The organism is Halopseudomonas salina (assembly GCF_008641105.1).
The window spans coordinates 87674-111494 of record NZ_VTTI01000011.1 but is presented as its reverse complement, the minus strand read 5'-3'; the positions used below and the strand labels follow the sequence as shown (position 1 = coordinate 111494).

At 57.0% G+C, this 23821-nt stretch carries 18 protein-coding genes; 8 read left to right on the top strand and 10 right to left on the bottom strand.

Annotated elements, in window-relative coordinates:
• Positions 1-11 precede the first annotated feature (11 nt).
• From dnaQ to FZF01_RS16025, 3 genes are read right to left on the bottom strand one after another with little or no spacing between them, the layout of a single operon-like run.
• The gene (gene dnaQ / locus FZF01_RS16035) at positions 12-737 is read right to left on the bottom strand and encodes a DNA polymerase III subunit epsilon (protein WP_150279087.1); all 726 of its coding nucleotides are present in this window, start codon (positions 735-737) and stop codon (positions 12-14) included.
• Positions 730-1191, bottom strand: a complete 462-nt coding sequence (gene rnhA, locus FZF01_RS16030) for a ribonuclease HI (protein WP_150279086.1) — start codon at positions 1189-1191, stop codon at positions 730-732. Before rnhA ends, dnaQ begins: the two co-directional genes overlap by 8 nt.
• The gene (locus FZF01_RS16025; protein ID WP_150279085.1) at positions 1188-1961 is read right to left on the bottom strand and encodes a class I SAM-dependent methyltransferase; all 774 of its coding nucleotides are present in this window, start codon (positions 1959-1961) and stop codon (positions 1188-1190) included. Before FZF01_RS16025 ends, rnhA begins: the two co-directional genes overlap by 4 nt.
• A gap of 104 nt (positions 1962-2065) precedes the next feature.
• Between FZF01_RS16025 and gloB the strand changes: the two genes are divergently transcribed.
• The 8 genes from gloB to fabI all read left to right on the top strand — a co-directional run bounded on the left by gloB (position 2066) and on the right by fabI (position 12843).
• Entirely contained in the window at positions 2066-2845 is a 780-nt protein-coding gene (gloB, locus tag FZF01_RS16020; RefSeq protein WP_150279084.1) for a hydroxyacylglutathione hydrolase, read from the top strand.
• 73 nt (positions 2846-2918) lie between these two features.
• Positions 2919-4505 carry a lytic transglycosylase gene (locus FZF01_RS16015; protein WP_150279083.1) on the top strand — a complete coding sequence of 529 codons (1587 nt, stop codon included), beginning with the start codon at positions 2919-2921 and terminating at the stop codon, positions 4503-4505.
• A 67-nt stretch (positions 4506-4572) separates the two neighbouring features.
• Positions 4573-6405 (top strand): extracellular solute-binding protein, encoded by a 1833-nt coding sequence (locus FZF01_RS16010; protein ID WP_150279082.1) that lies wholly within the window; start codon positions 4573-4575, stop codon positions 6403-6405.
• A 32-nt stretch (positions 6406-6437) separates the two neighbouring features.
• Positions 6438-8279: an extracellular solute-binding protein gene (locus FZF01_RS16005; RefSeq protein WP_150279081.1), complete on the top strand. Its 1842-nt coding sequence runs from the start codon at positions 6438-6440 to the stop codon at positions 8277-8279.
• 2 nt (positions 8280-8281) lie between these two features.
• Entirely contained in the window at positions 8282-9355 is a 1074-nt protein-coding gene (locus tag FZF01_RS16000) for a microcin C ABC transporter permease YejB (protein ID WP_150279080.1), read from the top strand.
• A 2-nt stretch (positions 9356-9357) separates the two neighbouring features.
• Positions 9358-10392, top strand: a complete 1035-nt coding sequence (locus tag FZF01_RS15995; protein ID WP_150279079.1) for an ABC transporter permease — start codon at positions 9358-9360, stop codon at positions 10390-10392.
• 1 nt (position 10393) lies between these two features.
• Positions 10394-12031: an ABC transporter ATP-binding protein gene (locus tag FZF01_RS15990; RefSeq protein WP_150279078.1), complete on the top strand. Its 1638-nt coding sequence runs from the start codon at positions 10394-10396 to the stop codon at positions 12029-12031.
• A gap of 17 nt (positions 12032-12048) precedes the next feature.
• The gene (fabI, locus tag FZF01_RS15985) at positions 12049-12843 is read left to right on the top strand and encodes an enoyl-ACP reductase FabI (RefSeq protein ID WP_150279077.1); all 795 of its coding nucleotides are present in this window, start codon (positions 12049-12051) and stop codon (positions 12841-12843) included.
• 157 nt (positions 12844-13000) lie between these two features.
• Here the strand turns inward: fabI and FZF01_RS15980 are convergent, their stop codons facing one another.
• The 7 genes from FZF01_RS15980 to tig all read right to left on the bottom strand — a co-directional run bounded on the left by FZF01_RS15980 (position 13001) and on the right by tig (position 23810).
• On the bottom strand, positions 13001-14872 hold the full coding sequence (locus FZF01_RS15980; protein ID WP_150279076.1) for a methyl-accepting chemotaxis protein: 1872 nt from the start codon (positions 14870-14872) through the stop codon (positions 13001-13003).
• 186 nt (positions 14873-15058) lie between these two features.
• Entirely contained in the window at positions 15059-16948 is a 1890-nt protein-coding gene (locus FZF01_RS15975; RefSeq protein WP_150279075.1) for a SurA N-terminal domain-containing protein, read from the bottom strand.
• A 249-nt stretch (positions 16949-17197) separates the two neighbouring features.
• Entirely contained in the window at positions 17198-17494 is a 297-nt protein-coding gene (locus tag FZF01_RS15970) for an HU family DNA-binding protein (protein ID WP_263363789.1), read from the bottom strand.
• Positions 17495-17685: 191 nt separating this feature from the next.
• Positions 17686-20085: an endopeptidase La gene (gene lon, locus FZF01_RS15965; protein WP_150279073.1), complete on the bottom strand. Its 2400-nt coding sequence runs from the start codon at positions 20083-20085 to the stop codon at positions 17686-17688.
• A 197-nt stretch (positions 20086-20282) separates the two neighbouring features.
• Positions 20283-21566 carry an ATP-dependent Clp protease ATP-binding subunit ClpX gene (gene clpX, locus FZF01_RS15960; RefSeq protein ID WP_150279072.1) on the bottom strand — a complete coding sequence of 428 codons (1284 nt, stop codon included), beginning with the start codon at positions 21564-21566 and terminating at the stop codon, positions 20283-20285.
• A 165-nt stretch (positions 21567-21731) separates the two neighbouring features.
• On the bottom strand, positions 21732-22373 hold the full coding sequence (gene clpP / locus FZF01_RS15955; protein ID WP_150279071.1) for an ATP-dependent Clp endopeptidase proteolytic subunit ClpP: 642 nt from the start codon (positions 22371-22373) through the stop codon (positions 21732-21734).
• Positions 22374-22463: 90 nt separating this feature from the next.
• Complete coding sequence (gene tig / locus FZF01_RS15950; protein WP_150279070.1) at positions 22464-23810, bottom strand: trigger factor; 1347 nt, start codon at positions 23808-23810, stop codon at positions 22464-22466.
• Between the last annotated feature and the right edge of the window lie 11 nt (positions 23811-23821).

Genomic DNA, 23821 nt, shown 5'->3' with positions numbered 1-23821 from the left:
CTGGCGCCCGGTCAGTCGGCCGGGCGTCCGTTCCACAGGGCAAAGCCGGCGGCCTTCTGGATGGCGCCAAGACGCTCGACATGGGCCTGCAACTCACCTTCACTGGCGCTGACCACGCGTAGGGCCGGGCGCTTGCTCGGATCGATACGCCGAATTGCGCTAACCCCGTTGCTGCTCTGATCCTGATCACTGCCCTGCCCGGCCAGCGACAATGCCGTCTGCCCACCTGTCATGATCAGATAGACGTCAGCCAGAATCTCCGCATCCAGCAATGCCCCGTGCAAATCACGCTGGGAGTTGTCGACCATGTAGCGTTTGCACAGGGCGTCGAGACTGTTGCGCTGCCCCGGGTGCTTTTCCCGCGCCATCATCAGGGTGTCAAGCACCCCGCAATGATCGGCCATGTTGCCGTAGGGTGACGACATCAGCTGCAATTCGGAATCAAGAAACCCGATATCGAAGGGTGCGTTGTGAATAATCAGGCGCGCGCCCTTCACAAACTGCATGAAGCCCTCGACCACGTCAGCAAACAGGGGTTTGTCGGCGAGAAATGCATCGGTAATACCGTGCACCGCCAAGGCGCCTTCCTCGACCTCGCGCTCAGGATTGATATACACGTGGAAATGACGGCCAGTCAGGCGCCGATCGACCAGCTCGACACAGCCGATTTCGATGATCCGGTGACCGCTGCGCGGGTCGATACCAGTCGTTTCAGTATCCAGTACAACTTCACGCATGATTCTTGCCCCTGTTTCCCAACACTTCCTGCACACCCAGATTGGCCAGCTCGTCGGCGATCTCGTTCTCGCGATGACCGCTGTGCCCCTTGACCCAACGCCACTCAACCTGGTGCTGATTTACCAGCTCGTCGAGTAGCATCCATAAATCCGCATTTTTAACCGGTTGCTTGCTGGCGGTTTTCCAGCCGCGCTTTTTCCAGTTGGGCATCCACTCGCGAATGCCCTTCATCACATATTCCGAATCGGTAGTCAGGGTAACGCTGGCAGCTTTCTTCAGGGCGCGCAGTCCCATGATGGCAGCCATCAGCTCCATGCGATTATTGGTGGTCATCAGCTCCCCACCGTGCAGCGCCTTTTCATGCTCGCCAAGGCGTAACAACACGCCCCAGCCACCTGGCCCTGGATTACCCTTGCAGGCTCCGTCGGTAAATATTTCAATCGTGTGGGTCATTTCGTGTTCCGTTTTTGCGTCCGTCTGGTGCCCGCAACCAGCGGCGGCAAGCTCAATGCTGGGAAAGCTCTGGCGGTCTGTTTGCGCGGCATGGCGCCGAGCATCTGACGCCGGGCAATCAGGCAGTAGAAACCGCCACAGGGCAATTTGTGCCGAGCGGCCCAATGCTCTATCGGGCGCAGGCGGTTCAGCACGCGTTGCGATTTGAGCGGCGGAAGATAGCATCCATCGATGCGTTTCTCTACCGCAAAACCGAGGACTTCCAGCCAGTCGGACAGCCGCGCCGGGCTTACAAATCCGGCTTCGCTCAGCCAGCTTCGACCAGCAAAATGATTCCAGCCCCAACTGCTCCAGGGATTAAAGCCGAATACCAGTATATGCCCACCCGCGCGCACCGCTTGTCCGGCCTCGCGCAACAGGGTGCTTGGCGTCAGGCAGAAATCCAGCCCATGGTGCAGCAGAACGACGTCCAGCGATTGCGGCGCAAAAGGCCACTGACTCTCTTCCAGCGGTATCGAGGGCGGTTCGCCGATCAGGTCGAAGTGCCAGCGGTTGCGCAGTGTCGACTGTTGTCCGTCCATCATTTCAGGGGCCAGACCGTACTGCACCATATGCTGGCCGAAGCAACGCTCGAGACACTCCTGGGCTACAAGGCGCTGCTGATCCAGAAGCATCTGGCCACCGGGGGTTTCCAGCCACTGGCGCGCCTCGCGCAGCAACCGCATGAGGTCGGCCTGGCTAATCGATCCAGCTTCGAGGTCAGTTCGCATGGTCCACCAGTGATTGGTCAGGTGATGGTTTTTCAACCGCTCCTTTATACATGTGCCCGCAGTCCTATAAGATAAGGCTTCACTCTCTTGAAGGCATTAGCGACATGCTCGAATTTCTGGCATTACCCGCTTTTCAGGACAATTATATCTGGTTGATCCTTGATCCCGTACGTCAGGAAGCGGCAGTGGTCGATCCAGGCGACGCGGTTCCGGTCATCACCTGGCTGGGCCGGCACCCGGAATATCAGCTGCGACATGTACTGGTGACGCACCATCACCGTGACCACACGGGCGGCCTGGCGACCCTCAAGGCGGCGACAGATTGCCGTATCTGGGGCCCCGCAGCAGAAACCATTACCGGCCTGGATCGCCAGCTCAAGGATGGAGATCAGATCAAGATACTTGGCAAGACACTACAGGTCTACGCTGTACCGGGCCATACCCTGGGTCATATCGCCTTCTACTGCGATGATCCCGACGGGCCATGGCTGCTCAGTGGCGATACGCTCTTCGCCGGGGGCTGCGGCCGGCTCTTCGAGGGTACCCCGGAGCAGATGCACGACTCACTCGGGCGCCTCAGCGCACTGCCCGACAACACCAGCATCTACTGCGCCCATGAATATACCCAGGCAAATCTGCGCTTCGCTCACACGGTAGAGCCAGCCAACGATGACATACGAGTCCGCCTTGAAGTAGTCAATGACCTGCGACTGGCGGGTAGAATTACCCTGCCAACTACAGTGGCACTGGAGAAACGCACCAATCCCTTCATGCGCTCCAGCCAGCCCGCTGTCATCCACGCAGCAGGAGAGCAACTGGGCCGTGCAGTTTCTGCCGGCGTCGACACCTTTGCAGCCATACGGGCATGGAAGGATCGATTCTGAGTAGGCGTCCATTGTTTCCTTGACCCTCCGGGACTGAGTTTCTACACTCGGTCAATTTTTTCCGGAACTGCCAATGCCTTTTTTTGTTTCGACCCCGCGTTTTTCATCCAGAGCCCTGCTGCTGATTGCAGGGCTGGCGTTCCTCGCAGGCTGCCAGACCTCGCCGTCTCAGCAGGCCCACAGGAGTGACTCCGGGGCCGAGAGCATCCCGACTCAGACCACCTACGAACGCAACCGCGGCATCATACTGCTGAAGAACGCCAAGGGTCCCCGGTCGGAAATCGAAACCATCACCGCTCGCACTCTGTGGGGCCGGATTCGCCAGGGCTTCATGCTGGACCCGACTGCAATCGACAATCCCCGCATAGACCGCCAACGCCTGGCGTACTCCAGCGAGTCGCGTTATTTCGAAATGACCAGCAAACGCTCCGAACGCTATCTGCACTATGTCGTGGAGCAACTTGATGAGCGTGGCATGCCGCTTGAACTGGCACTGCTGCCCTTTGTCGAGAGCGGCTACAACCCAATGGCGCTTTCACGCTCCCAGGCAGCGGGTATCTGGCAGTTCATCCCATCGACGGGCAAGGTGTTCGACCTGCGTCAGGACTCCTGGTACGACGGTCGACGTGACATCACCGCCTCCACCCAGGCAGCGCTGGACTATCTCAGCAAACTCAACGAGATGTTCGATGGTGACTGGCTGCTCGCGATAGCCGCTTATAACTGTGGCGAAGGCTGTGTGGGTCGTGCGGTCGCGGCTAATCGCGCCAAGGGCCTGCCTGCCGACTACTGGAGCCTGGATCTGCCCCATGAAACCATGAACTACGTGCCCAAGCTGCTGGCCCTGTCACAGATCATCGAACGACCCGAGCTGCACGGCACCGTGCTGCCAGAGCTGGCAGACTCCCCCTATTTCGCAGCAGTTACCATCGAACGCCAACTGGATCTGCACAAGGCTGCAGAATTGGCAGACATACCCACTGAAGATTTCATCAAGTTGAATCCTGCCTTCAAGCAGCGGGTCACTGCGCCGGGAGCCTATCAACTGCTGGTACCCATTGACCGGCTGGAGCAGTTCAGTACTGCGCTCGCCGAGCTGCCCGAAGACGAACACGTGAAATACCAACGCTACAATGTCCGTGCTGGCGACAATCTCTCGCAGATCGCCAGCCGTCACAACGTCAAGGTCTCTGCGCTGCGCGAAGTCAATCAACTCGACAGCAATCTGTTGCGCGTAGGTCAGGTCCTGATGCTGCCTCTGTCCGCCAACAGCCTGTCTGCCCAGGTAGTCTCAGACCAGGCAGTTAGCGCGTCGCGTTCGGCACCCAGCGCCACGGCCACCAGTTATCGGGTCAGGCCTGGCGACAATCTTTGGGAAATTGCCCGCAAGCACGGTATCAGTGTGGCCTCCCTGAAGCAGCAGAACCTCCTTGATACACCGGCTCTACAGGTAGGCCAGACCCTTAAAATTCCCGGGCAGGCAAGATCCTCACAGGCAGAGCAGAGCACGCGCAAACCCATTGTCTACAAGGTCAAGCCAGGTGATTCCCTGTTCAGCATTGCCCGGCAGTTCAATATCGCCATAGACCGTATCCGTGAACACAATGACCTGGGCAGGCACCTGCAGCCAGGTCAGGAGCTGACTCTCAACCTTTACTGAACCGGGTTCCGGACAGCCAACTTCATCCGTGTCTGCGTGCAACCTGTGGGTGCGCGCAAGGGTAACCATGAAACAGATTCTGCGTTCAGCAACCTTGCTGGCCCTGCTCCTCACCGTCGTTGACGTCAGCGCAGGGGTATATCGCCAGCATGGCTATTCCCTTTACGGTCTTCCTCACTACGCAGAGGACTTTGAGCATCTGGACTACGTCAATCCGGATGCGCCAAAGGGCGGCACCCTGAGGGTCATGGGCTCAGGCACTTTTGACACGGTCAATCCCTACACCTTGAAGGGCACCAGCCCGGTCAATACCGGCAACTTCCCGCATTACGGGATCACCGAGCTGAACGAGCCGCTGATGGTGGGCACCGGGCTCTATGACCCCTCCGGCGACGAGCCCTATTCCGCCTACGGCCTGCTCGCCGAAAGTATTGAGTTCGCCGACAATCGCAGCTGGGTTGTATTCAATCTGCATGAGCAGGCGCGCTTTCATGATGGTCAGCCTGTGACCGCCGAAGATGTTGCCTTCAGCTTTCGCACCCTCAGCGAGAAAGGCCACCCCAATTACCGCTCAATGCTTCAGGACGTCTCCCGCGTGGATATTCTGGGCAAAAAACGTATTCGCTTCGTATTCAGTCGCAGTGACAGCCCCCTGTTGATCTTGCGTCTGGGCGAACTGCCGGTTCTGCCCAAGCATTACTGGGAAGGTCGCGAGTTCGGCCAGACCACCTTCGAGCCAGGCCTGAACAGTGGTCCTTACCGGGTGGCTTCAGTCGAGCCCGGGCGGCGCATGGCGTTTGAGCGGGTCAAGGACTACTGGGGGCGGGATCTGCCAATCAATCGCGGTAAATATAACTTCGACCGTATGGAGGTCGAGTTCTACCGGGACAACAACGTCGCCTTCGAAGCATTCAAGGCTGGCGAGTTCGACATCTATTTCGATCACAAGGCCAGTAACTGGGCCAATGCCTATGATTTTCCTGCCGTGCGCAACGGCGCTGTGCACAAGCGCGCCATCCAGCACGCCATACCCAGCGCCACCCAGGCACTGTTCTTCAATGGCCGCCGGACACCCTTTGACGAGCGCAATGTGCGCCAGGCCCTGGGCATGATGTTCGACTTTGAGTGGTCCAACCGGGTGCTGTTCTATGATGCCTATCAGCGCTCATTGAGCTACTACCCCAACAGCCCGTTCAGCGCGACCGGACTACCTGCGGGCCAGGAGTTTCTATATCTGGAGCCGCACCGGGATCAGTTGCCCCCGGAGCTTTTCGTCGAGCCCTTCCGCCTCCCGGGGACTAGCGGACAGGGTGTGCCCCGCAAGACGCTGCGCAAGGCAGTAAGACTGCTCGAAGAAGCAGGTTGGACGCTGCGTAACGGGCGCCTGGAAAACCATGAAGGCAACCAGCTGGTCTTTGAAGTGCTTCTGGTCAACCCCAGTCTTGAGCGGATCCTCCAGCCTTATCGCTCCAACCTAGCACGCCTGGGCATCGATATGCGTATCCGTACCGTTGACCGCGCCCAGTACAAGGCACGACTGGACCAATTCGACTACGACATGATTCTCGCCACCCTGCCCCAGGGGCTGTCTCCGGGACTCGAACAGCATGGCTATTTCCATTCCAGCCAGCGTGACGTCAAGGGCAGCCGCAATTACGCAGGCATAAACAACCCGACCATCGACGAGCTGCTTGAGCATCTGCTGGGCGCCAAGACCCGCGATCAGCAAATAGCCGCGGCCAAGGCTATGGATCGTGTGCTACTTTGGGAACACTATATAATTCCGAACTGGTATATTGACTACCACCGCATAGCACATCGTGCCTGGCTGAAATCGCCCGAGACCCCACCCTATTCGCTCGCCATACGCAGCTGGTGGATGGATCCGGACTTGCAATAAGACAACTTGCAATAGAACAACAAGGTCACCTGATGTCTTTAACCAACAAGCTGTTTTGTGGATTAACCCTGCTCGTTCAGGCAGCTGCGGCTATTGCAGCAACTGCTGGCGATCACGCTCTGACTCTGTACGCTGAGCCCCCGGCCTATGCCGAAGACTTCAGCCACTTCGCCTACGTCAACCCCGACGCCCCCAAGGGGGGTACTCTGCGGTTATCGGGCTTTGGCAGCTTTGATTCGCTGAATGGCTTCATCAGCCGTGGGGCAAGCGCTGATCAGTTATCTCTGATCTACAACACCCTGACTTTTCATGCCCTGGATGAGCCCTTTACCGAATACGGTCTGATAGCAGAGCGTATCGAACGGGCAGAAGACAACACCTGGGTACGCTTTCACCTGCGCCCCGAGGCACGCTTTCACGATGGCAAGGCCGTTACTGCCGCAGATGTCGTCTTTACCTTCAATACCCTGATCGAACAGGGCGCACCCTTTTATAAAGCGTATTACGGTGGCGTTAAAGAAGTGGTGGCCGACTCGGACCTGAGCGTCACCTTTCACTTTCACGATGGCGAGAACCGGGAGTTACCCCTGGTACTCGGTCAGCTGCCAGTACTACCCGCTCATTACTGGGCCGAGCGAGACTTTTCCAAGACCACGCTTGAACCGCCCCTGGGCAGTGGCCCCTATCGAATCAGCAACGTGAGCGGTGGCCGCAACATAACCTATGAACGGGTGAGCGATTACTGGGCAGCGGACTTGCCTGTGCAAAAGGGTTTTTATAATTTTGATCGCGTGATTGTTGATTACTACCGCGACACCGGTGTTGCACTGGAAGCCTTCAAGGCTGGCCAATTCGACCTCAACCAGGAGGTCAGTGCCAAGAACTGGGCCACCGGCTACGACAGCCCTGCCCTGCGCGAGGGTGCAATCATCAAGGAAGAGATACCCAATCTGAACGTTCAGGGGATGCAGGGTTTTGTATTCAACGTCCGCAGACCCATGTTTGAAGATCACAGGGTCCGCGAGGCGATCAGCCTGCTGTTCGATTTCGAGTGGTCCAATTCGGCGCTGTTCCATAACGCCTACACCCGCACTGACAGCTTTTTCGACAACTCCGAACTTGGGGCCAGCGGCCTGCCGGGGCCAGGGGAGCTAGCCCTGCTCGAACCCTGGCGAGAGCATGTACCAGCAGCGGTATTTGCGCAGGCGTACAGCCCACCCAAAACCGACGGCAGCGGGATCATCCGGGAACAGATGCGTGAAGCCTACAGCCTGCTGCAGGAGGCCGGCTGGAAAATAGTCGACGATCGTCTGGTCAATGAAGCTGGCGAGCACCTGAAGTTCGAGTTCCTGATTGCCCAGGCCGACTTCGAGCGAGTACTGCTACCCTACAAGCGCAATCTTGCGTCCCTGGGTATCGAACTGACCCTGCGCCGGGTAGATGTCTCGCAATACATCAACCGGCTACGCTCGCGGGACTTTGATATGGTCGTGACCGGCTTCGGCCAATCCAACTCTCCCGGCAATGAACAGCTTGATTACTGGCATTCATCCAGTGCCGATAATCCGGGTAGCCGCAATCTGATGGGGTTGCAGGATCCCGCAGTGGATGCCCTGGTAGAAGGGCTCATACGGGCGGACTCCCGGGAATCGCTGATCAATCACACCCGCGCCCTGGATCGAGTATTGCTTGCAGGACATTATGTGGTGCCCAATTTCCACACCACAGTGTATCGCGTAGCCCATTGGGACAAGTTCGCTCACCCCGAGACCTCACCCCGCTACGATCTCGGACTCTATACCTGGTGGGTGGATGCCGATAAAGCAACCGCCCTGAAAGGCAAGCCCGCCCCCGTCACCGTCCAGGAAGACTGAGCATGCTGGCTTATATTGTTCGCCGTCTGTTGCTGATTATTCCGACGCTGTTCGGCATCCTGCTGATCAACTTTCTGATCATCCAGGCTGCCCCCGGCGGACCGGTCGAACAAATGATCGCCAATCTGGAGGGTTTTGAGGGCGCCACCAGTCGTATCTCCGGCAGTATGCAGGGCGAGGTAGCCAGCGGCAGTACCTACCGCGGCGCACAGGGACTGGACCCGGATATCATCGCCGAGATCGAACGCATGTACGGTTTCGACAAGCCCGCCCATGAGCGTTTCTGGTTGATGATCAAGGGTTACATGACCTTCGATTTTGGTGACAGCTTCTTCCGCGATGCCAGCGTGATCGACCTGATCATCGAGAAAATGCCCGTATCCATCTCCCTCGGGCTCTGGACCACCCTGATTACCTACCTGATCTCGATCCCCCTGGGTATACGCAAGGCAGTACGCCACGGCTCGACCTTCGATATATGGACCAGCTCTTTAATCATTGTCGGCTACGCGATTCCGGGTTTCTTGCTGGCCATCATGCTGATTGTGGTATTTGCCGGCGGCAGTTATTTCGACTGGTTCCCCTTGCGCGGCCTGACATCCAACAATTTCGAAGAGCTGGGTACCTGGGAGCAGATCAAGGATTACGCCTGGCACCTGGTATTACCAATCACAGCCATGGTGATTGGCAGCTTCGCGACCCTGACGATGCTGACCAAGAACTGCTTCCTGGATGAGATCGGCAAGCAGTACGTGGTGACCGCCAAGGCCAAGGGGCTGTCTGCCGGCCGTGTGCTTTACGGGCATGTATTCCGCAATGCCATGCTGTTGATCATCGCCGGCTTTCCTTCAGCGCTGATCAGCGTGTTCTTCACCGGCGCCCTGTTGATCGAGGTGATCTTTTCCCTGGACGGCCTGGGCCTGCTAGGCTTTGAAGCCGCAATCAACCGGGACTACCCGGTGATGTTCGGCACGCTGTATATCTTCACTCTGCTGGGTCTGATCGTGAAACTGATCGGGGATATCACCTACACCCTGGTCGATCCGCGCATCGACTTCGAAAGCCGGGAGGGTTGAGCATGAGTTTCCGATTTACGCTCTCCCCGCTCAATCGCCGCCGGTTCGGTCTGTTCAAGGCCAACCGCCGAGGCTGGTGGTCCCTGCACATTTTCATGGTGCTCTTTGTGCTGAGTCTGGGAGCCGAATTTGTTGCCAACGACGAGCCGTTGGTAGTCAGCTATCAGGACGCGTTGTATTTCCCGGTCATCAAACGCTATGCCGAAACCGAATTCGGCGGCGAATTTCCAATCACTGCCGATTATCGCAGCCCTTATATTCGCAGTCTGATCGAAGAGGAAGGGGACGGCTGGATGCTCTGGCCACCCATACCCTTCAGCTATGACACCATCAATTACGACCTCCAGGTGCCTGCGCCTGCCCCGCCCTCGGGTGATAACTGGCTGGGCACCGATGACCAGGCACGTGATGTTGCCGCCAGAGTGATCTACGGCTTCCGGATTTCGGTACTCTTTGCGCTGACGCTGACCATTCTCAGCTCCATCATCGGGGTAATTATTGGTGCGGTACAGGGTTTCTATGGCGGGCGTACCGACCTGTTCGGCCAGCGTTTCATCGAAGTCTGGTCCGGGCTGCCAGTCCTCTATCTGCTGATCATTCTGGCCAGCTTCGTGCAGCCGAATTTCTGGTGGCTGCTGGGCATCATGCTGCTGTTCTCGTGGATGGCACTGGTTGATGTGGTCCGCGCCGAATTCCTGCGCGGCCGCAATCTGGAGTACGTGCGCGCTGCCCGGGCCCTGGGAGCAGGCAACCGGATCATCATGTTCCGGCATATTCTGCCCAATGCCATGGTCGCAACCCTGACGTTCTTTCCGTTTATTCTCACCGGCGGCGTTATCACCCTGACGTCGCTGGACTTTCTCGGCTTCGGCCTGCCCGCTGGCTCTCCATCACTGGGCGAGCTCATTGCCCAGGGCAAGGCCAACCTGCAGGCACCCTGGCTGGGCATTACCGCCTTCGTGGTGCTGTCTCTGATGCTCAGCTTGCTAGTGTTCATCGGCGAGGCCCTGCGCGATGCCTTCGACCCCAGGAAATGACATGTCAGATCAGCCATTGATTCGGATCGAAAACCTCAGCGTGGCTTTTGCCAGCGAACATGAAGAAGTCATGGCCGTGCGTGATGTCAGCTTCGATATACGCCCGGGCGAAACCCTGGCGCTGGTCGGCGAAAGCGGTTCCGGCAAATCGGTCACCGCGCACTCCATATTGCGCCTGCTGCCCTACCCCCAGGCACGTCACCCCAGCGGCCGCATTCTGTACAAGGGCGAGGACCTGCTGCAGGCTGGCGAAAAGCGACTACGTCAAGTACGTGGCAATCGTATTTCGATGATCTTCCAGGAGCCGATGAGCTCGCTCAACCCGTTGCATACGGTAGAGCGACAGATCAATGAAGTACTGGTATTGCACAAGGGCCTGAACAAGGCTGCTGCCCGCGAGCGAACCCTGGAATTGCTGGATCTGGTTGGCATACCCGATCCTGCCAGCCGTCTGGGCTCCTATCCCCATGAGCTTTCCGGTGGCCAACGCCAGCGGGTCATGATCGCGATGGCCCTGGCCAATGAGCCCGAGCTGCTGATCGCCGACGAGCCAACCACAGCGCTCGACGTGACCGTACAGCTGAAAATCCTCGAACTGCTCAAATCATTGCAGCAGAAGCTGGGTATGGCGTTGCTGCTGATCAGCCACGACCTGAACCTGGTACGCAGAATTGCCCATCGGGTATGTGTCATGTACCAGGGTTGTGTCGTCGAAGAAAATGAATGTGCCAGGCTATTTGCCGATCCGCAGCATGAATATACCCAGCGGCTGATTGCAGCTGACCCCACGGGAGATCCGGTAACGGTGAATCCCGATGCACCGGTGATACTGCGAGCCGAGCAGCTTCGGGTCTGGTTCCCGATCCGCAAGGGTGTGCTACGGCGCACAGTGGATCATGTCAAAGCCGTAACTGATGCCTCATTTACACTCAAGACGGGGCATACGCTGGGGATTGTGGGGGAAAGCGGTTCAGGCAAGACAACCCTGGGGCTGGCTTTATTGCGGCTGGTGGAAAGCCAGGGCCTGATCGAGTGCAACGGCAAACGTCTGGATGGCTTGAGCCAGAATGCGGTAAGGCCGATGCGCCGGCAGTTTCAGGTGGTTTTTCAGGATCCTTTCGGCAGCCTCAGTCCTCGCATGTCGATTGCCCAGATCATCAGTGAAGGGTTGGAGATCCACGGCATTGGCAATGCTGAAGAGCGTGAGAAAATGGTTATTCAGGCCCTGCAGGAAGTGGGTCTGGAGCCTGCCAGCCGCCACCGCTACCCCCACGAGTTTTCCGGTGGGCAGCGGCAGCGGGTAGCTATAGCCAGGGCTCTGGTACTCAAACCATCCCTGATTCTGCTGGATGAGCCCACCTCGGCGCTTGATCGCACCGTACAGGGCCAGGTAGTCGAGTTGCTCCGCGACCTGCAGCACAGGCACAATCTGAGTTACTTGTTCATCAGCCATGACCTGGCAGTGGTCAGAGCCCTCAGCCACGAGCTGATGGTGATACGTCAGGGTGAAATCGTCGAACAGGGTTCGGCCAGGGAGATATTTTCCTCACCGCAGCATGAATACACGCATCAGCTGCTCGAGGCCGCCTTTGCCAGACCGGTATCCGTCAACACGGCCAAAGACACACAGGCCAAGTAGAAAAACAGGAAACAAGCATGGGATTTTTAAGCGGTAAGCGCGTACTCATCGTTGGCGTAGCCAGCAAATTGTCCATTGCCTCGGGTATCGCTTCGGCAATGCACCGCGAAGGCGCAGAGCTGGCGTTCACCTACCAGAATGACAAGCTCAAGGATCGCGTCGAGAAGTTTGCGGCGGAATGGGGCTCAGGGCCCGAGCTGTGCTTCCCCTGCGATGTGGCGGATGATGCCCAGATCGAAGAGGCATTTGCCCAACTGGCAAAAAAATGGGATGGCCTGGATTGCATAGTGCATTCGGTCGGCTTCGCCCCTGGTGACCAGCTCGACGGCGACTTTACCGCTGTGACTACACGCGAGGGTTTCCGTATTGCCCACGATATCAGCGCCTACAGCTTCGTTGCCCTGGCCAAGGCCGGTCGTGAACTGATGAAGGGCCGCAATGGCAGCCTGCTGACCCTGTCCTATCTGGGCGCTGAGCGCACCATGCCGAACTACAACGTGATGGGCATGGCCAAGGCTAGCCTCGAAGCCGGCGTGCGTTATCTGGCCACCAGCCTGGGCCCGGAAGGAACACGCGTCAATGCGATCTCCGCTGGACCGATCCGCACCCTGGCTGCATCCGGTATCAAGAGCTTCCGCAAGATGCTTTCGCACAACGAAAAGCAGACCCCGATGCGCCGCAACGTAACCATAGATGAAGTCGGTAACGCCGGCGCTTTCCTGTGCTCGGATCTGGCATCCGGCGTGTCCGGTGAAATCATGTACGTGGATGGCGGCTTCAACATCACCGCCATGGGTAATCTGGAAGACTGAGCCGTTTGCGATGGTCGTCTAGAGGACGGCCCCTTTTGCAGCAGCCATCAGAATAGCGGTTTGCCTGACTCCAGGGCCTGAGCTCGGCAAGTTACCGAACTCAGGCCTTTTTTGTTTCAGGTCTGCGCCCTGATGCCGTCAGTAACGGGAACATTGCTCAGATCCGGAAACTGCCGACCAACTGCTGCAGATGCTCAACCTGTTGCTCCAGAGAGCGACAGGCGCGCAGAGTGGCCTGCAGGTTCTCCACCCCTTCCTGATTCAGTGTGTTGATATCAGTAATATCCACGTTCAGGCTTTCTATGACCGAAGTCTGCTCTTCGGTAGCAGTAGCTACTGACTGGTTCATATTGTCAATCTCACCAATGCCACTACTGATGTCGGCCAACCGTTGACCCGCCTGACTTGCCACCGTCACCGTGTGCTCACTGAAACGCTTGCTTTCGTCCATGGCCTGCACCGCGCTCGCCGCATCGCCACGCAAATCAACGATCATTTCGTGGATCTCTCGGGCTGAGCTCTGCGTGCGGTGCGCCAGATTACGCACTTCATCAGCCACAACAGCAAATCCACGACCGGCCTCACCCGCACGCGCCGCTTCAATGGCCGCATTCAGCGCAAGTAGATTGGTTTGCTCCGAAATGCTCTGGATGACATCCAGAATCTTGCCAATATCCGCTGTTCTGGTATTCAGGGCCTGGATGCTGACACTGGCGTTGTCGATCTTGCCTGACAGGTCGCGCATTGCCTGAACTGTTTCGGCAACAACCGCACTGCCCTGCTCCGCACCACCGCGCGCCTTGCTGGCCTGACTGGAGGCATCAGCGGCATTGCGGGCGATTTCCTGGGCAGCAGCGCCCAATTCATTAATGGCCGCGGCCACGCTGTTGGTCCGACTCGATTGCTCATCGGAACTGGCCAGATTTGAGTTCGAGGCATCAAGCACTCGTAGTGCCACGCTGTTGAGCTCGCCACTGGTGGAGGAAACCTGCTTGATCGACGCATGAATACGCTCGATGAACTGGTTGAATGCAGCAGCCAGGGTACCGAATTCGTCCTGACTGGTGACAGGGAGTCGCTGTGTCAGATCACCTTCACCCTGGGCAATATCCCCCAATGCCGCGCTCAGCGTCTTCAATGGTCGCAGCAAATACCGCATCAACAACCCCAGGAGCAGAACAATACTCACAATCGCGACCAGCGACGCAATCAGTGCAGAGACGCGAAACCGGGTCAGGCTGGCGAATGCCGCATTCTTGTCTACTGAAAGCCCCACATACCAATCGACACCCGGTAGACCCACTACAGGCAGAAAGGTCACCAACCGTGGATGCCCTTGAAGATCCACTTCCGCCAAGCGGTTATCGAGAACAGGACTGCTCCCGGTATAGATGTCACTGAGCCGCTGCATTTGCAAATTGGTATCCGGGTGGACCAACACAGTGCCATTGCTACTCACCAGGAAAGCGTGACCCATGCCGTTGAAGTCCAGGGCATTGATAATGCCCGACACTTTCTGCAGATTCAGGTCTCCTCCCACTACGCCGCTACCCGAAGGCGTGGCTACGGTGATAATCAAATCACCGGTGGCTGCATCCAGATAAGGTTCGGTAAGAGTGGTAGCACCCAGCTTTTTAGCTTCACTGTACCAGGGCCGGGTTCTGGGATCGTAGTCAGCGGGCATTTCCGACTCAGGTCGCATGGTAAAGCTGCCGTCAGTCTCACCCAGATAACTGAAGTCGAAGGTTTGCTTCAGAGTGCGCTGTTCAAGCAATTCAACCCGACGACTGCCGTCATCTGCAGCCAGGTTGGTCGCGAGACTTTCCATAAGTAAAATCCGGCCGGACAACCAGTTACTGATATTTTCGGCGGTTAGGCTGCCGGCGTCGGTAAGGTAGGTTTGCAGACTTTCCTGCAATGTCTTGCGCTGGATGTAATCGTTGTAGACTGCAAAGGCCAGAAAGACGGACACCACCACAAGGCAGGCAGCCGTCAATATTTTATGACTGAAGCGCAAATGCATGGACATGGCAGCGATGCTCTTTAGGAGGGGCTTCTTAAGTTAACGCAGCTCTGTACTGAAACTTTAGCTTTATTTGCTAGCGCAGGATTCTGCGCAAGTCAAATCAACAAAAAAAAGCCACTCCCATGACAGGAGTGGCTTTTTTTGGCCAGGCTTTTACGGGTAGGCGGCCGCTATTGACCGCCTTGATTCTCAGAAACGCTCTACGTCAGCCCGCTCTTGAAGGCTTTCCTGCAGCGCAGTGAAATCCTGTTGCCCGGTCTGCCCAGCAATGTACCGCTTGTAAAGGTCGCTTTCAGCCGAAGCCTCTAGTGACTCCGGCGTAGCTACGCCGCGCAGCTCAACAATCCACTGACTGCCGTCAGCCTGACGGGCGTGACCATATACAGAGTCACCCTCAGACGGACGCGGCATGGCGAAGACATTACGCAACAGCATCTGCGGCAACTCGTTGTTGGACCTGTTGATGGCTTCATGGCTTTCCCAGGAAGCAGCGAGCTGCTCGGCCACTTGCTGAGGCTCTGTGCTATTGGACTCCAAGGCCGTTACCAGCTCTTCAGCCTGTCCACGGGTTTGCTCTACGGCTTTCTGGAAACTCAGGGTATCGGCTATATCGGCAGATACCTCTTCGAGTGGCCGCTGCTTGGCTCGCATGTGTTCTTTCACCCTGATCACTACGGAAGTATCGGCATCGAGTTCCAGTAGCTGGCTGTTCAGGCCGTCCTGCAGGACCTCCTCCTCAAAAGCAGCAGTCATGACCCGCGGGTTGGCTGCCAGACCTTCACCACCTTCGCGGCCGACCGGGCCGATAGTTTCAACTTCAAGTCCCAGGGCACGCGCCGGTTCGGCAAGGTCTGGAGACTCATAAGACAGATTGGCCAGCTCACGGGAAGCCTCGACGTAGCGACGCTCTACCTGCTCGGCTTTCAACTCCGCCACCAGCCCTTCGCGCATGGAATCCAGGCTGGGCATTTCCGGCGCAGCCATACCTGTAAGCTTGATCAGGTGGTAACCAAAACTGGTGCGAACCGGGTCAGACACCTCGCCCTCTTCCAGTGCAAAGAGCGCATCATCAAACTCCGGATCAAAGCTACCCCGCACGGTGTAGCCCAGGTCTCCACCGCTAGCAGCGGTACCGATATCGTCGGATACTTCCTCGACCAGTTGGGCAAATTTTTCACCGGCATCCAGTCGCTCCCGAGCAGCTTGCGCCTGTTCGAGGGCCTGTTCTTCGCTGACCTCGTCTGTCACCTCTATGAGGATATGCGAAGCGCGACGCTGCTCTGTCAAGTTGCCGATCTCACGCTCATACAGGGCCTGCAAAGCCTGTTCGTCGACTTCTACCTGCTCGAAGAAGTCGTTTCGCGACAGCTCCAGCACCTCCAGCACAACCTGTTCTTCGGTCATGAACTGATCTGCATTGGCGGTGTAATAGGTTTCGATTTCCTCTTCGGCCACATCGATTTCATCACGCAGGATGGGCAATTCAATTACGGCGAAATCGCGGGTCTGCTCTTCCAGGCGAGCGAGTTGCAGCCGCTCGGTCCGGGTAGCAAAAGCTGTGGCTTCAAATGCATTGCGTAACTGAGCAAGCAACAACTCCTGGCGAACCAGGTCGCGAAACGCCAGACGTGAACCCAACCCCATATTGCGGATGACAATATCGAACCGGTTGGCATCAAACTCACCCTCTACCTGAAAATCCGGGGTGGAGAGGATCAACTGATCGATCATGGGCTCTGAAATGCGCAGATCAAAATCCCGAGCCCCCTCGACCAGCACCGCTCGCTCGATCAGACCATCAAGCACCGACTGACGCAGTAACCCATCGTCAATCATATTGGGGTCGAAGTTGTCGTTAAGCTGCTGCAGTTGCTGCACCAGCTGGCGACGCTGCAGTGCGACGGCTTGCTCCAGCTCGAACTTGGTGATTTCTGTCCCGTTGACCGCGGCAGCATTCTGATCGTTGCTACCGAAACGGCTAATGGATTCCCAGCCGGTCAAAGCGAAAATCAGCACAATGACGCCTACGATCACCTTGGCGACCCAGCTTTGCGCATTGTCCCTCATTTTTTGCAGCATCTTGCCCCCGAAACCCTAGTCATCTACAGCCACCCTATGGCGCTGCCTGTACCGCCGATCATTGATCGCCGGCCTGTTATTCTTTGGTAAACAAAAAAGGCGCATCAAGGATGATGCGCCTTCTTGGAAACTGACCGAACCACATGAGTGGAAGCTTGCCTCAACAGCGATTGTAGCTGCGCCTGGCTATGGTTCGAAGTAGATACCAGGGCTTGCGCCCCGACACAGACAATCAGTAACTGGACGCGCTCAGTTCACAGCGTCCTTCAGTGCCTTACCCGCTTTGAAACCCGGAATCTTGGCGGCGCTGATTTCAATCGGCTTGCCAGTCTGTGGGTTGCGGCCGGTGCGAGCAGCGCGATCCTTGACAGCGAAAGTACCAAAACCAACCAGCACTACCGAATCACCAGCCTTCAGGGCGTCGGTGATGGACTCGATGACGGCGTCAAGAGCACGGCCAGCTGCAGCTTTAGGAATATCGGCGGAAGCGGCAATGGCATCAATCAATTCAGACTTGTTCACTCTAAGTCCCCTTATTAATTTCAAATGAGTTGTTAGTCGTTTTGTAAGCTTGTGGTCTTAGCAAAGCTGTGGCCAGTCAGCATACCTGCGAAGGTCGAAGCACGCTTTATAGCAAGCGGTCAAAAACCGTGTCAAGGAATGCCTGTGGTACCCCCGGTCCGCTCGCGAACAGATTACCCTGTTGGATGACTGTTCGGAAGCGGACCGCTGCTACCTCAGTGGGTACTGATACGCTTTTTCGTATCGGTAGTCTGATTGTCATCCTTTGCAACCATCTCTTCAACCCCTTCTTGCAAGGGCTCCGGCACGTATTGCAGCGCAATCTGCAATACTTCGTCAATCCATTTCACCGGCTTTATCTCAATATCCTCCTTGATGTTGTCGGGGATCTCCTTGAGATCCCGAATATTATCGTAGGGAATGATGACTGTCTTGATTCCACCGCGATGCGCCGCAAGCAGCTTTTCCTTGAGACCACCAATCTGCAGAACCTGTCCGCGCAGGGTGATTTCTCCGGTCATGGCTACGTCTGCCCGGACCGGAATACGGGTCAGGGCTGACACCAGCGCCGTGCACATACCAACGCCGGCACTGGGGCCGTCCTTCGGCGTAGCCCCTTCCGGAACGTGGATATGGATATCGTGCTTCTCGTGGAAGTCTGCACCCAGACCCAGGCTACTCGCACGGCTACGAACCACTGTCAGGGCCGCACTGATGGATTCCTGCATGACATCACCCAGAGAGCCAGTCTTGATCTGGCGGCCCTTACCGGGCACCACAGCGGCTTCCAGGCTGAGCAGCTCGCCACCAACCTGGGTCCACGCAAGGCCGGTCACCTGACCAATCTGATCGGCCTCCTCGGCCAGTCCGTACTTGAACTTGCGTACCCCGAGCAATTCTTCCAACAGATCGCCATCGACCACCACCTTGTCCTTGGCCTTGCTGCCAACCTGTGTTCTGACCACCTTGCGGCACAGTTTGGCGATCTGTCGTTCCAGTCCACGCACACCGGCTTCGCGGGTGTAATAACGAATAATGTCGCGCAGGGACTCGCGGGTGAATGTCAGCTCGTCTTTCTTCAACCCGTTGTTCTTGATCTGCTTGGCAACCAGATAACGCTCGGCGATGTTGATCTTTTCATCCTCGGTGTAACCGGGAATGCGGATGACCTCCATACGGTCAAGCAACGGCGCGGGAATATTCATCGAGTTGGCGGTACAGATGAACATCACGTCGGACAGATCGTAATCAACTTCGAGGTAATGATCGTTGAAGTTGTGATTCTGCTCGGGATCAAGCACCTCGAGCAAAGCCGATGAGGGATCACCGCGCATATCGGCGCCCATCTTGTCGATTTCGTCGAGCAGAAACAGCGGGTTCTTGACTCCGGCCTTGGACATTTTCTGAATGACCTTACCCGGCAGCGAGCCGATATAGGTACGCCGGTGACCGCGAATCTCGGCTTCATCTCGCACGCCCCCCAGGGCCATGCGGACAAACTTGCGATTGGTCGCCCGGGCCAGGGATTCACCCAACGAGGTCTTGCCCACACCCGGAGGGCCTACCAGGCAGAGCACAGGGCCCTTCAGTTTACGTACGCGCTTCTGCACCGCCAGATACTCGAGAATACGCTCCTTGACCTCCTCAAGACCGTAGTGGTCGGCATCCAGGACTGCTTCGGCACGTTCGGGGTCATTGCGTACCTTGCTGGCCTTTTTCCAGGGCACATTGGCCAGCCATTCGATGTAGGAACGCACAACTGTCGCCTCAGCAGACATGGGCGACATCATCTTCAACTTGTTCAACTCGGTGGTCGCCTTGGCGAGAGCTTCTTTGCTCATGCCGGCAGCGTCGACCTTGGCCTTCAATTCGTCGAATTCGTTGTTGCCATCCTCGCCGCTGCCCATCTCTTTCTGAATGGCCTTCATTTGCTCGTTCAGATAGTACTCGCGCTGGCTACGTTCCATCTGCTTCTTGACGCGACCGCGGATGCGTTTTTCTACCTGAAGCAGATCGATCTCACTGTCTAGCACGCCTAGAACATGCTCTACGCGCTCTCGCAGAGGCAGGATCTCCAATATCTCCTGCTTCTGATCCAGCTTGAGAGTCAGGTGGGCGGCCATGGTGTCAACCAGCCGTCCGGCCTCTTCGATACTGGACAGCGATGACAGCACTTCAGCCGGCACCTTTTTGCCCAACTGCACAAACTGCTCGAACTGACTCATCAGACTGCGAATCAGCACTTCAGCCTCGCGGGCATCCAGCTCGCTTTCATCAAGGGGTGTTGCGCGGGCGACCTGATAGGTGCCCAGCTCATCTACCTGTTCGATGCGTGCACGCTGCTCGCCCTCGACCAGCACCTTGACGGTGCCGTCGGGGAGCTTGAGCAGTTGCAGGATCGTCGCTACGGTGCCCAGGCTGTAGATACCATCCTGGCCCGGATCATCCTCGCTGGGGTCACGCTGGGCTACCAGCAGAACCTGCTTGTCGCCGGCCATCGCCGCTTCCAGCGCCTCGATGGATTTGTCGCGGCCCACAAACAGCGGGATGACCATGTGGGGGTAAACCACTACATCGCGTAGCGGCAGGAGCGGAAATTCGCTAGGTGTCGTCATGGCTGAAACTCGCTTGCTGGGGGGCGCAATAATCGACCGCACCCGTAATAAAAATGTCCATGAATTTAAAGATGGGGGCAGCGCACGGAAAAAACAAGCCGCTGAACATACTGCGATACAAGAGAGCACTGCCCACCGGTCTGCAAAAAAAACGCCCGGCCCCCTCTCGGGAACCGGGCGTCGTCAGCCAGCGGACATTATTCGTCCGGCATGGCCTTGGGTGGCTTCTCGCTTGAATCGTAGATCAGCAGCGGCTTGGCATCACCACCAATCACGTTTTCATCGATTACCACCTTGCTGACATGCTCTGCCGAGGGAATGTCATACATGGTATCGAGCAGCACATTTTCCAGAATCGAACGCAGGCCACGGGCACCGGTTTTACGTTCCAGAGCCTTGTTGGCGATCGCCTTGAGAGCATCGGTACGAAACTCCAGGTCCACACCTTCCATCTCGAACAGACGCGCGTACTGTTTGGTCAGCGCATTTTTCGGTTCAGTAAGAATCTGGATCAAGGCAGCTTCGTCAAGCTCATCCAGGGTCGCAATAACAGGCAGACGGCCAACGAATTCCGGAATCAGACCAAAGCGGACCAGATCCTCGGGCTCAACGCCCTTGAGGGTCTGACCGACCTTCTTGCCCACGTCCTGGCTGCGCACCTTGGCACTGAAACCGATACCGCTCTTTTCGGAACGGTCGCGTATGACCTTTTCCAGGCCCGAGAAAGCACCGCCACAGATAAACAGAATGTTGCGTGTGTCGACCTGCAGGAACTCCTGCTGAGGGTGCTTGCGACCACCCTGGGGCGGTACGGAAGCGACGGTGCCCTCAATGAGCTTGAGCAACGCTTGTTGAACGCCTTCACCGGAAACATCACGGGTGATGGACGGGTTATCGGATTTACGTGAAATCTTGTCGATCTCGTCGATATAGACAATACCCATCTGGGCCTTCTCTACATCGTAATCGCACTTCTGCAACAGCTTCTGAATGATGTTCTCGACGTCCTCACCCACATAACCGGCTTCGGTCAGAGTGGTCGCATCGGCAATAGTGAAGGGCACGTTCAACAGCCGCGCCAACGTCTCGGCCAGCAGTGTCTTGCCCGAGCCGGTCGGCCCGATCATCAGGATGTTGCTCTTGCCCAGCTCGACGTCGTCCTTGCCTTCGCGCTGATTAAGGCGCTTGTAGTGGTTGTACACCGCTACAGACAATACTTTCTTGGCCCGTTCCTGGCCGATCACGTACTGATCGAGGATGCCACAGATCTCCTTGGGCGAAGGCAGCTTGGCACCACTGCTTTCAGCCTGGCTTTCCTGTACTTCCTCACGGATTATGTCGTTGCATAAATCCACGCACTCATCACAGATGAATACGGAGGGGCCGGCAATCAGCTTGCGCACTTCATGCTGGCTTTTGCCGCAGAAGGAGCAATACAGCAGCTTGCCGTTGTCGTCACCCTTCCCAGTCATATCGGTCATCTAAAACCCCTGCTTACGTTCACTCTTGTCCACAAAGATGGGGGCATTAACCCCACTTTGCAAGTGCAACACTGTCAATACGGACCGGCACCCACTCTGGGAGCCAAGCCAGGCAAACCACAAGACTTTCCCCCGAAAGCATGTGGGTTGCCTTTCAGACTCGTATTACTCAGTCATTTCGCGACGATCCATAACCTTGTCGATCAACCCATAGGTAGCGGATTCTTCGGCACTCATGAAGCGGTCACGGTCGGTATCGCGTTCAATTACTTCCATGCTCTGGCCGGTATGATGGGCCAGGATACGGTTCAGCTTTTCGCGGATATTGAGGATCTCCTTGGCGTGGATCTCGAAATCCGACGCCTGACCCTGAAAGCCACCCAGTGGCTGGTGAATCATCATTCGGGAATTGGGCAACGCAAAGCGCTTGCCCGGCTCTCCCCCGGCCAACAGGAAGGAGCCCATGCTGGCCGCCTGGCCGATGCACAGGGTGCTTACGTTGGGCTTGATGAACTGCATGGTGTCGTAGATTGCCATACCCGCCGTGACTGAACCGCCGGGCGAGTTGATATACAGATGGATGTCCTTGTCCGGATTTTCCGATTCCAGGAACAGCAACTGGGCCACGACCAGATTGGCCATGTAGTCCTCTACCTGCCCTACAAGGAAGATCACACGCTCCTTTAGCAGACGAGAATAGATGTCGTAGGAGCGCTCGCCCCGAGCTGACTGCTCGACAACCATGGGCACCAGACCGCCCGCTGCCTGAATATCCGGTGGGAACTGATTGAAGCTGTTATGCGTCATGGATTGAAAGTACTCCAGTTTGGACCTGTCGCGAAAAAACGAAAGCCAGCCCTAAGGCTGGCTCACGCATTGCTTGAGTTGTTGACGATTTTACTCGTCTGCGCCGGCTTCGGCCTCGTCAGCTTCAAGGTCCTTGGCTGACTGGGCTGGCTTCACGGCATCTTCGTAGGGAACCTGCTTACTGGTCACCTGAGCCTTCTGCAAAACAGTATCCACCACTTGCTCTTCGAGCACAACCGACTGAATCTCTGCTAATTGTTGCTCGTTCTGGTAGTACCAGTTCACCACCTGTTCGGGTTCCTGGTAGGCAGATGCCAGCTCTTCAACCATGGCGCGAACGCGATCGTTATCCGGCTTGATGTCGTTCTGCTTGACCACTTCGGCAACCACCAGACCCAGAGAAACACGACGCTTGGCCTGCTCTTCGAAGAGCTCGGCGGGCAGTTGCTCCGGCTTGATGTTGGCACCACCAAACTGCTGCACTGCCTGCTGACGCAGACGGTCGATCTCGCTGCTGACAAGTGCTTTAGGCACGTCGATGCTATTGGTGGCGAGCAGACCATCCATGACCTGGGTCTTGACCTTGGTCTTGATTGCCTGGCGCAGCTCACGCTCCATATTCTTGCGTACTTCGGCGCGGAAGGCCTCGATACCACCTTCTTCGACGCCAAACTTGGCGAAAAACTCGTCATTGAGTTCCGGCAGAGCCGGAGCTGCTACGGCGTGAACCACTACGTCGAACTCGGCAGGCTTACCGGCCAGCTCGAGATTCTGGTACTCCTCGGGGAAGGTCACCTTGAGGGTCACAGTATCACCGGCCTTGGCACCTACCAGACCATCCTCAAAACCGGGGATCATGCGGCCTGAGCCCAGCACGATCTCGGTGTTATTGGCAGTGCCGCCCTGGAAGGGCTCGCCGTCAACGCGGCCGACAAAGTCGACCTTGAGCTGGTCGCCGTTTTCCGCAACGCGCTCGACGGTTTCAAACTGGGTGTTCTGCTTGCGTAGTATCTCGAGCATGTTCTCGAGATCTTCGTCACGCACGTCTGATTCAATGCGCTCAACCTTGATGTCGCCGAAATCACCCAAGGTGATCTCCGGGTAGACTTCAAAAGTAGCGATGTATTCAAAATCCTTGCCTTCGTCCAGCTCTTTGGGCTCGACACTAGGCGCGCCAGCAGGGTTGAGCTTTTCCTGCATGATGGCTTCGTAGAAAGAAGACTGGATGACTTCACCCATGACTTCCTGACGGGCGGAGCTGCCAAAACGCTTGCGAATGACGCTCATCGGCACCTTGCCAGGACGAAACCCATCGACTTTGGCGCGGCTGGCTGTCTGTTGCAGACGCTTGTTGACCTCGGATTCGATGCGGTCAGCCGGAATGCCGACAGTCATGCGGCGCTCAAGGCCGGAGGTGGTTTCAACCGAAACTTGCATGGAGAGTCCTC

What these genes read in the sequence shown, in the direction of transcription:
- dnaQ (WP_150279087.1), bottom strand. Translation starts at nt 737, where the DNA reads ATGCGTGAAGTTGTACTGGATACTGAAACGACTGGTATCGACCCGCGC.
- rnhA (WP_150279086.1), bottom strand. Translation starts at nt 1,191, where the DNA reads ATGACCCACACGATTGAAATATTTACCGACGGAGCCTGCAAGGGTAAT.
- FZF01_RS16025 (WP_150279085.1), bottom strand. Translation starts at nt 1,961, where the DNA reads ATGCGAACTGACCTCGAAGCTGGATCGATTAGCCAGGCCGACCTCATG.
- gloB (WP_150279084.1), top strand. Translation starts at nt 2,066, where the DNA reads ATGCTCGAATTTCTGGCATTACCCGCTTTTCAGGACAATTATATCTGG.
- FZF01_RS16015 (WP_150279083.1), top strand. Translation starts at nt 2,919, where the DNA reads ATGCCTTTTTTTGTTTCGACCCCGCGTTTTTCATCCAGAGCCCTGCTG.
- FZF01_RS16010 (WP_150279082.1), top strand. Translation starts at nt 4,573, where the DNA reads ATGAAACAGATTCTGCGTTCAGCAACCTTGCTGGCCCTGCTCCTCACC.
- FZF01_RS16005 (WP_150279081.1), top strand. Translation starts at nt 6,438, where the DNA reads ATGTCTTTAACCAACAAGCTGTTTTGTGGATTAACCCTGCTCGTTCAG.
- FZF01_RS16000 (WP_150279080.1), top strand. Translation starts at nt 8,282, where the DNA reads ATGCTGGCTTATATTGTTCGCCGTCTGTTGCTGATTATTCCGACGCTG.
- FZF01_RS15995 (WP_150279079.1), top strand. Translation starts at nt 9,358, where the DNA reads ATGAGTTTCCGATTTACGCTCTCCCCGCTCAATCGCCGCCGGTTCGGT.
- FZF01_RS15990 (WP_150279078.1), top strand. Translation starts at nt 10,394, where the DNA reads ATGTCAGATCAGCCATTGATTCGGATCGAAAACCTCAGCGTGGCTTTT.
- fabI (WP_150279077.1), top strand. Translation starts at nt 12,049, where the DNA reads ATGGGATTTTTAAGCGGTAAGCGCGTACTCATCGTTGGCGTAGCCAGC.
- FZF01_RS15980 (WP_150279076.1), bottom strand. Translation starts at nt 14,872, where the DNA reads ATGTCCATGCATTTGCGCTTCAGTCATAAAATATTGACGGCTGCCTGC.
- FZF01_RS15975 (WP_150279075.1), bottom strand. Translation starts at nt 16,948, where the DNA reads ATGCTGCAAAAAATGAGGGACAATGCGCAAAGCTGGGTCGCCAAGGTG.
- lon (WP_150279073.1), bottom strand. Translation starts at nt 20,085, where the DNA reads ATGACGACACCTAGCGAATTTCCGCTCCTGCCGCTACGCGATGTAGTG.
- clpX (WP_150279072.1), bottom strand. Translation starts at nt 21,566, where the DNA reads ATGACCGATATGACTGGGAAGGGTGACGACAACGGCAAGCTGCTGTAT.
- clpP (WP_150279071.1), bottom strand. Translation starts at nt 22,373, where the DNA reads ATGACGCATAACAGCTTCAATCAGTTCCCACCGGATATTCAGGCAGCG.
- tig (WP_150279070.1), bottom strand. Translation starts at nt 23,810, where the DNA reads ATGCAAGTTTCGGTTGAAACCACCTCCGGCCTTGAGCGCCGCATGACT.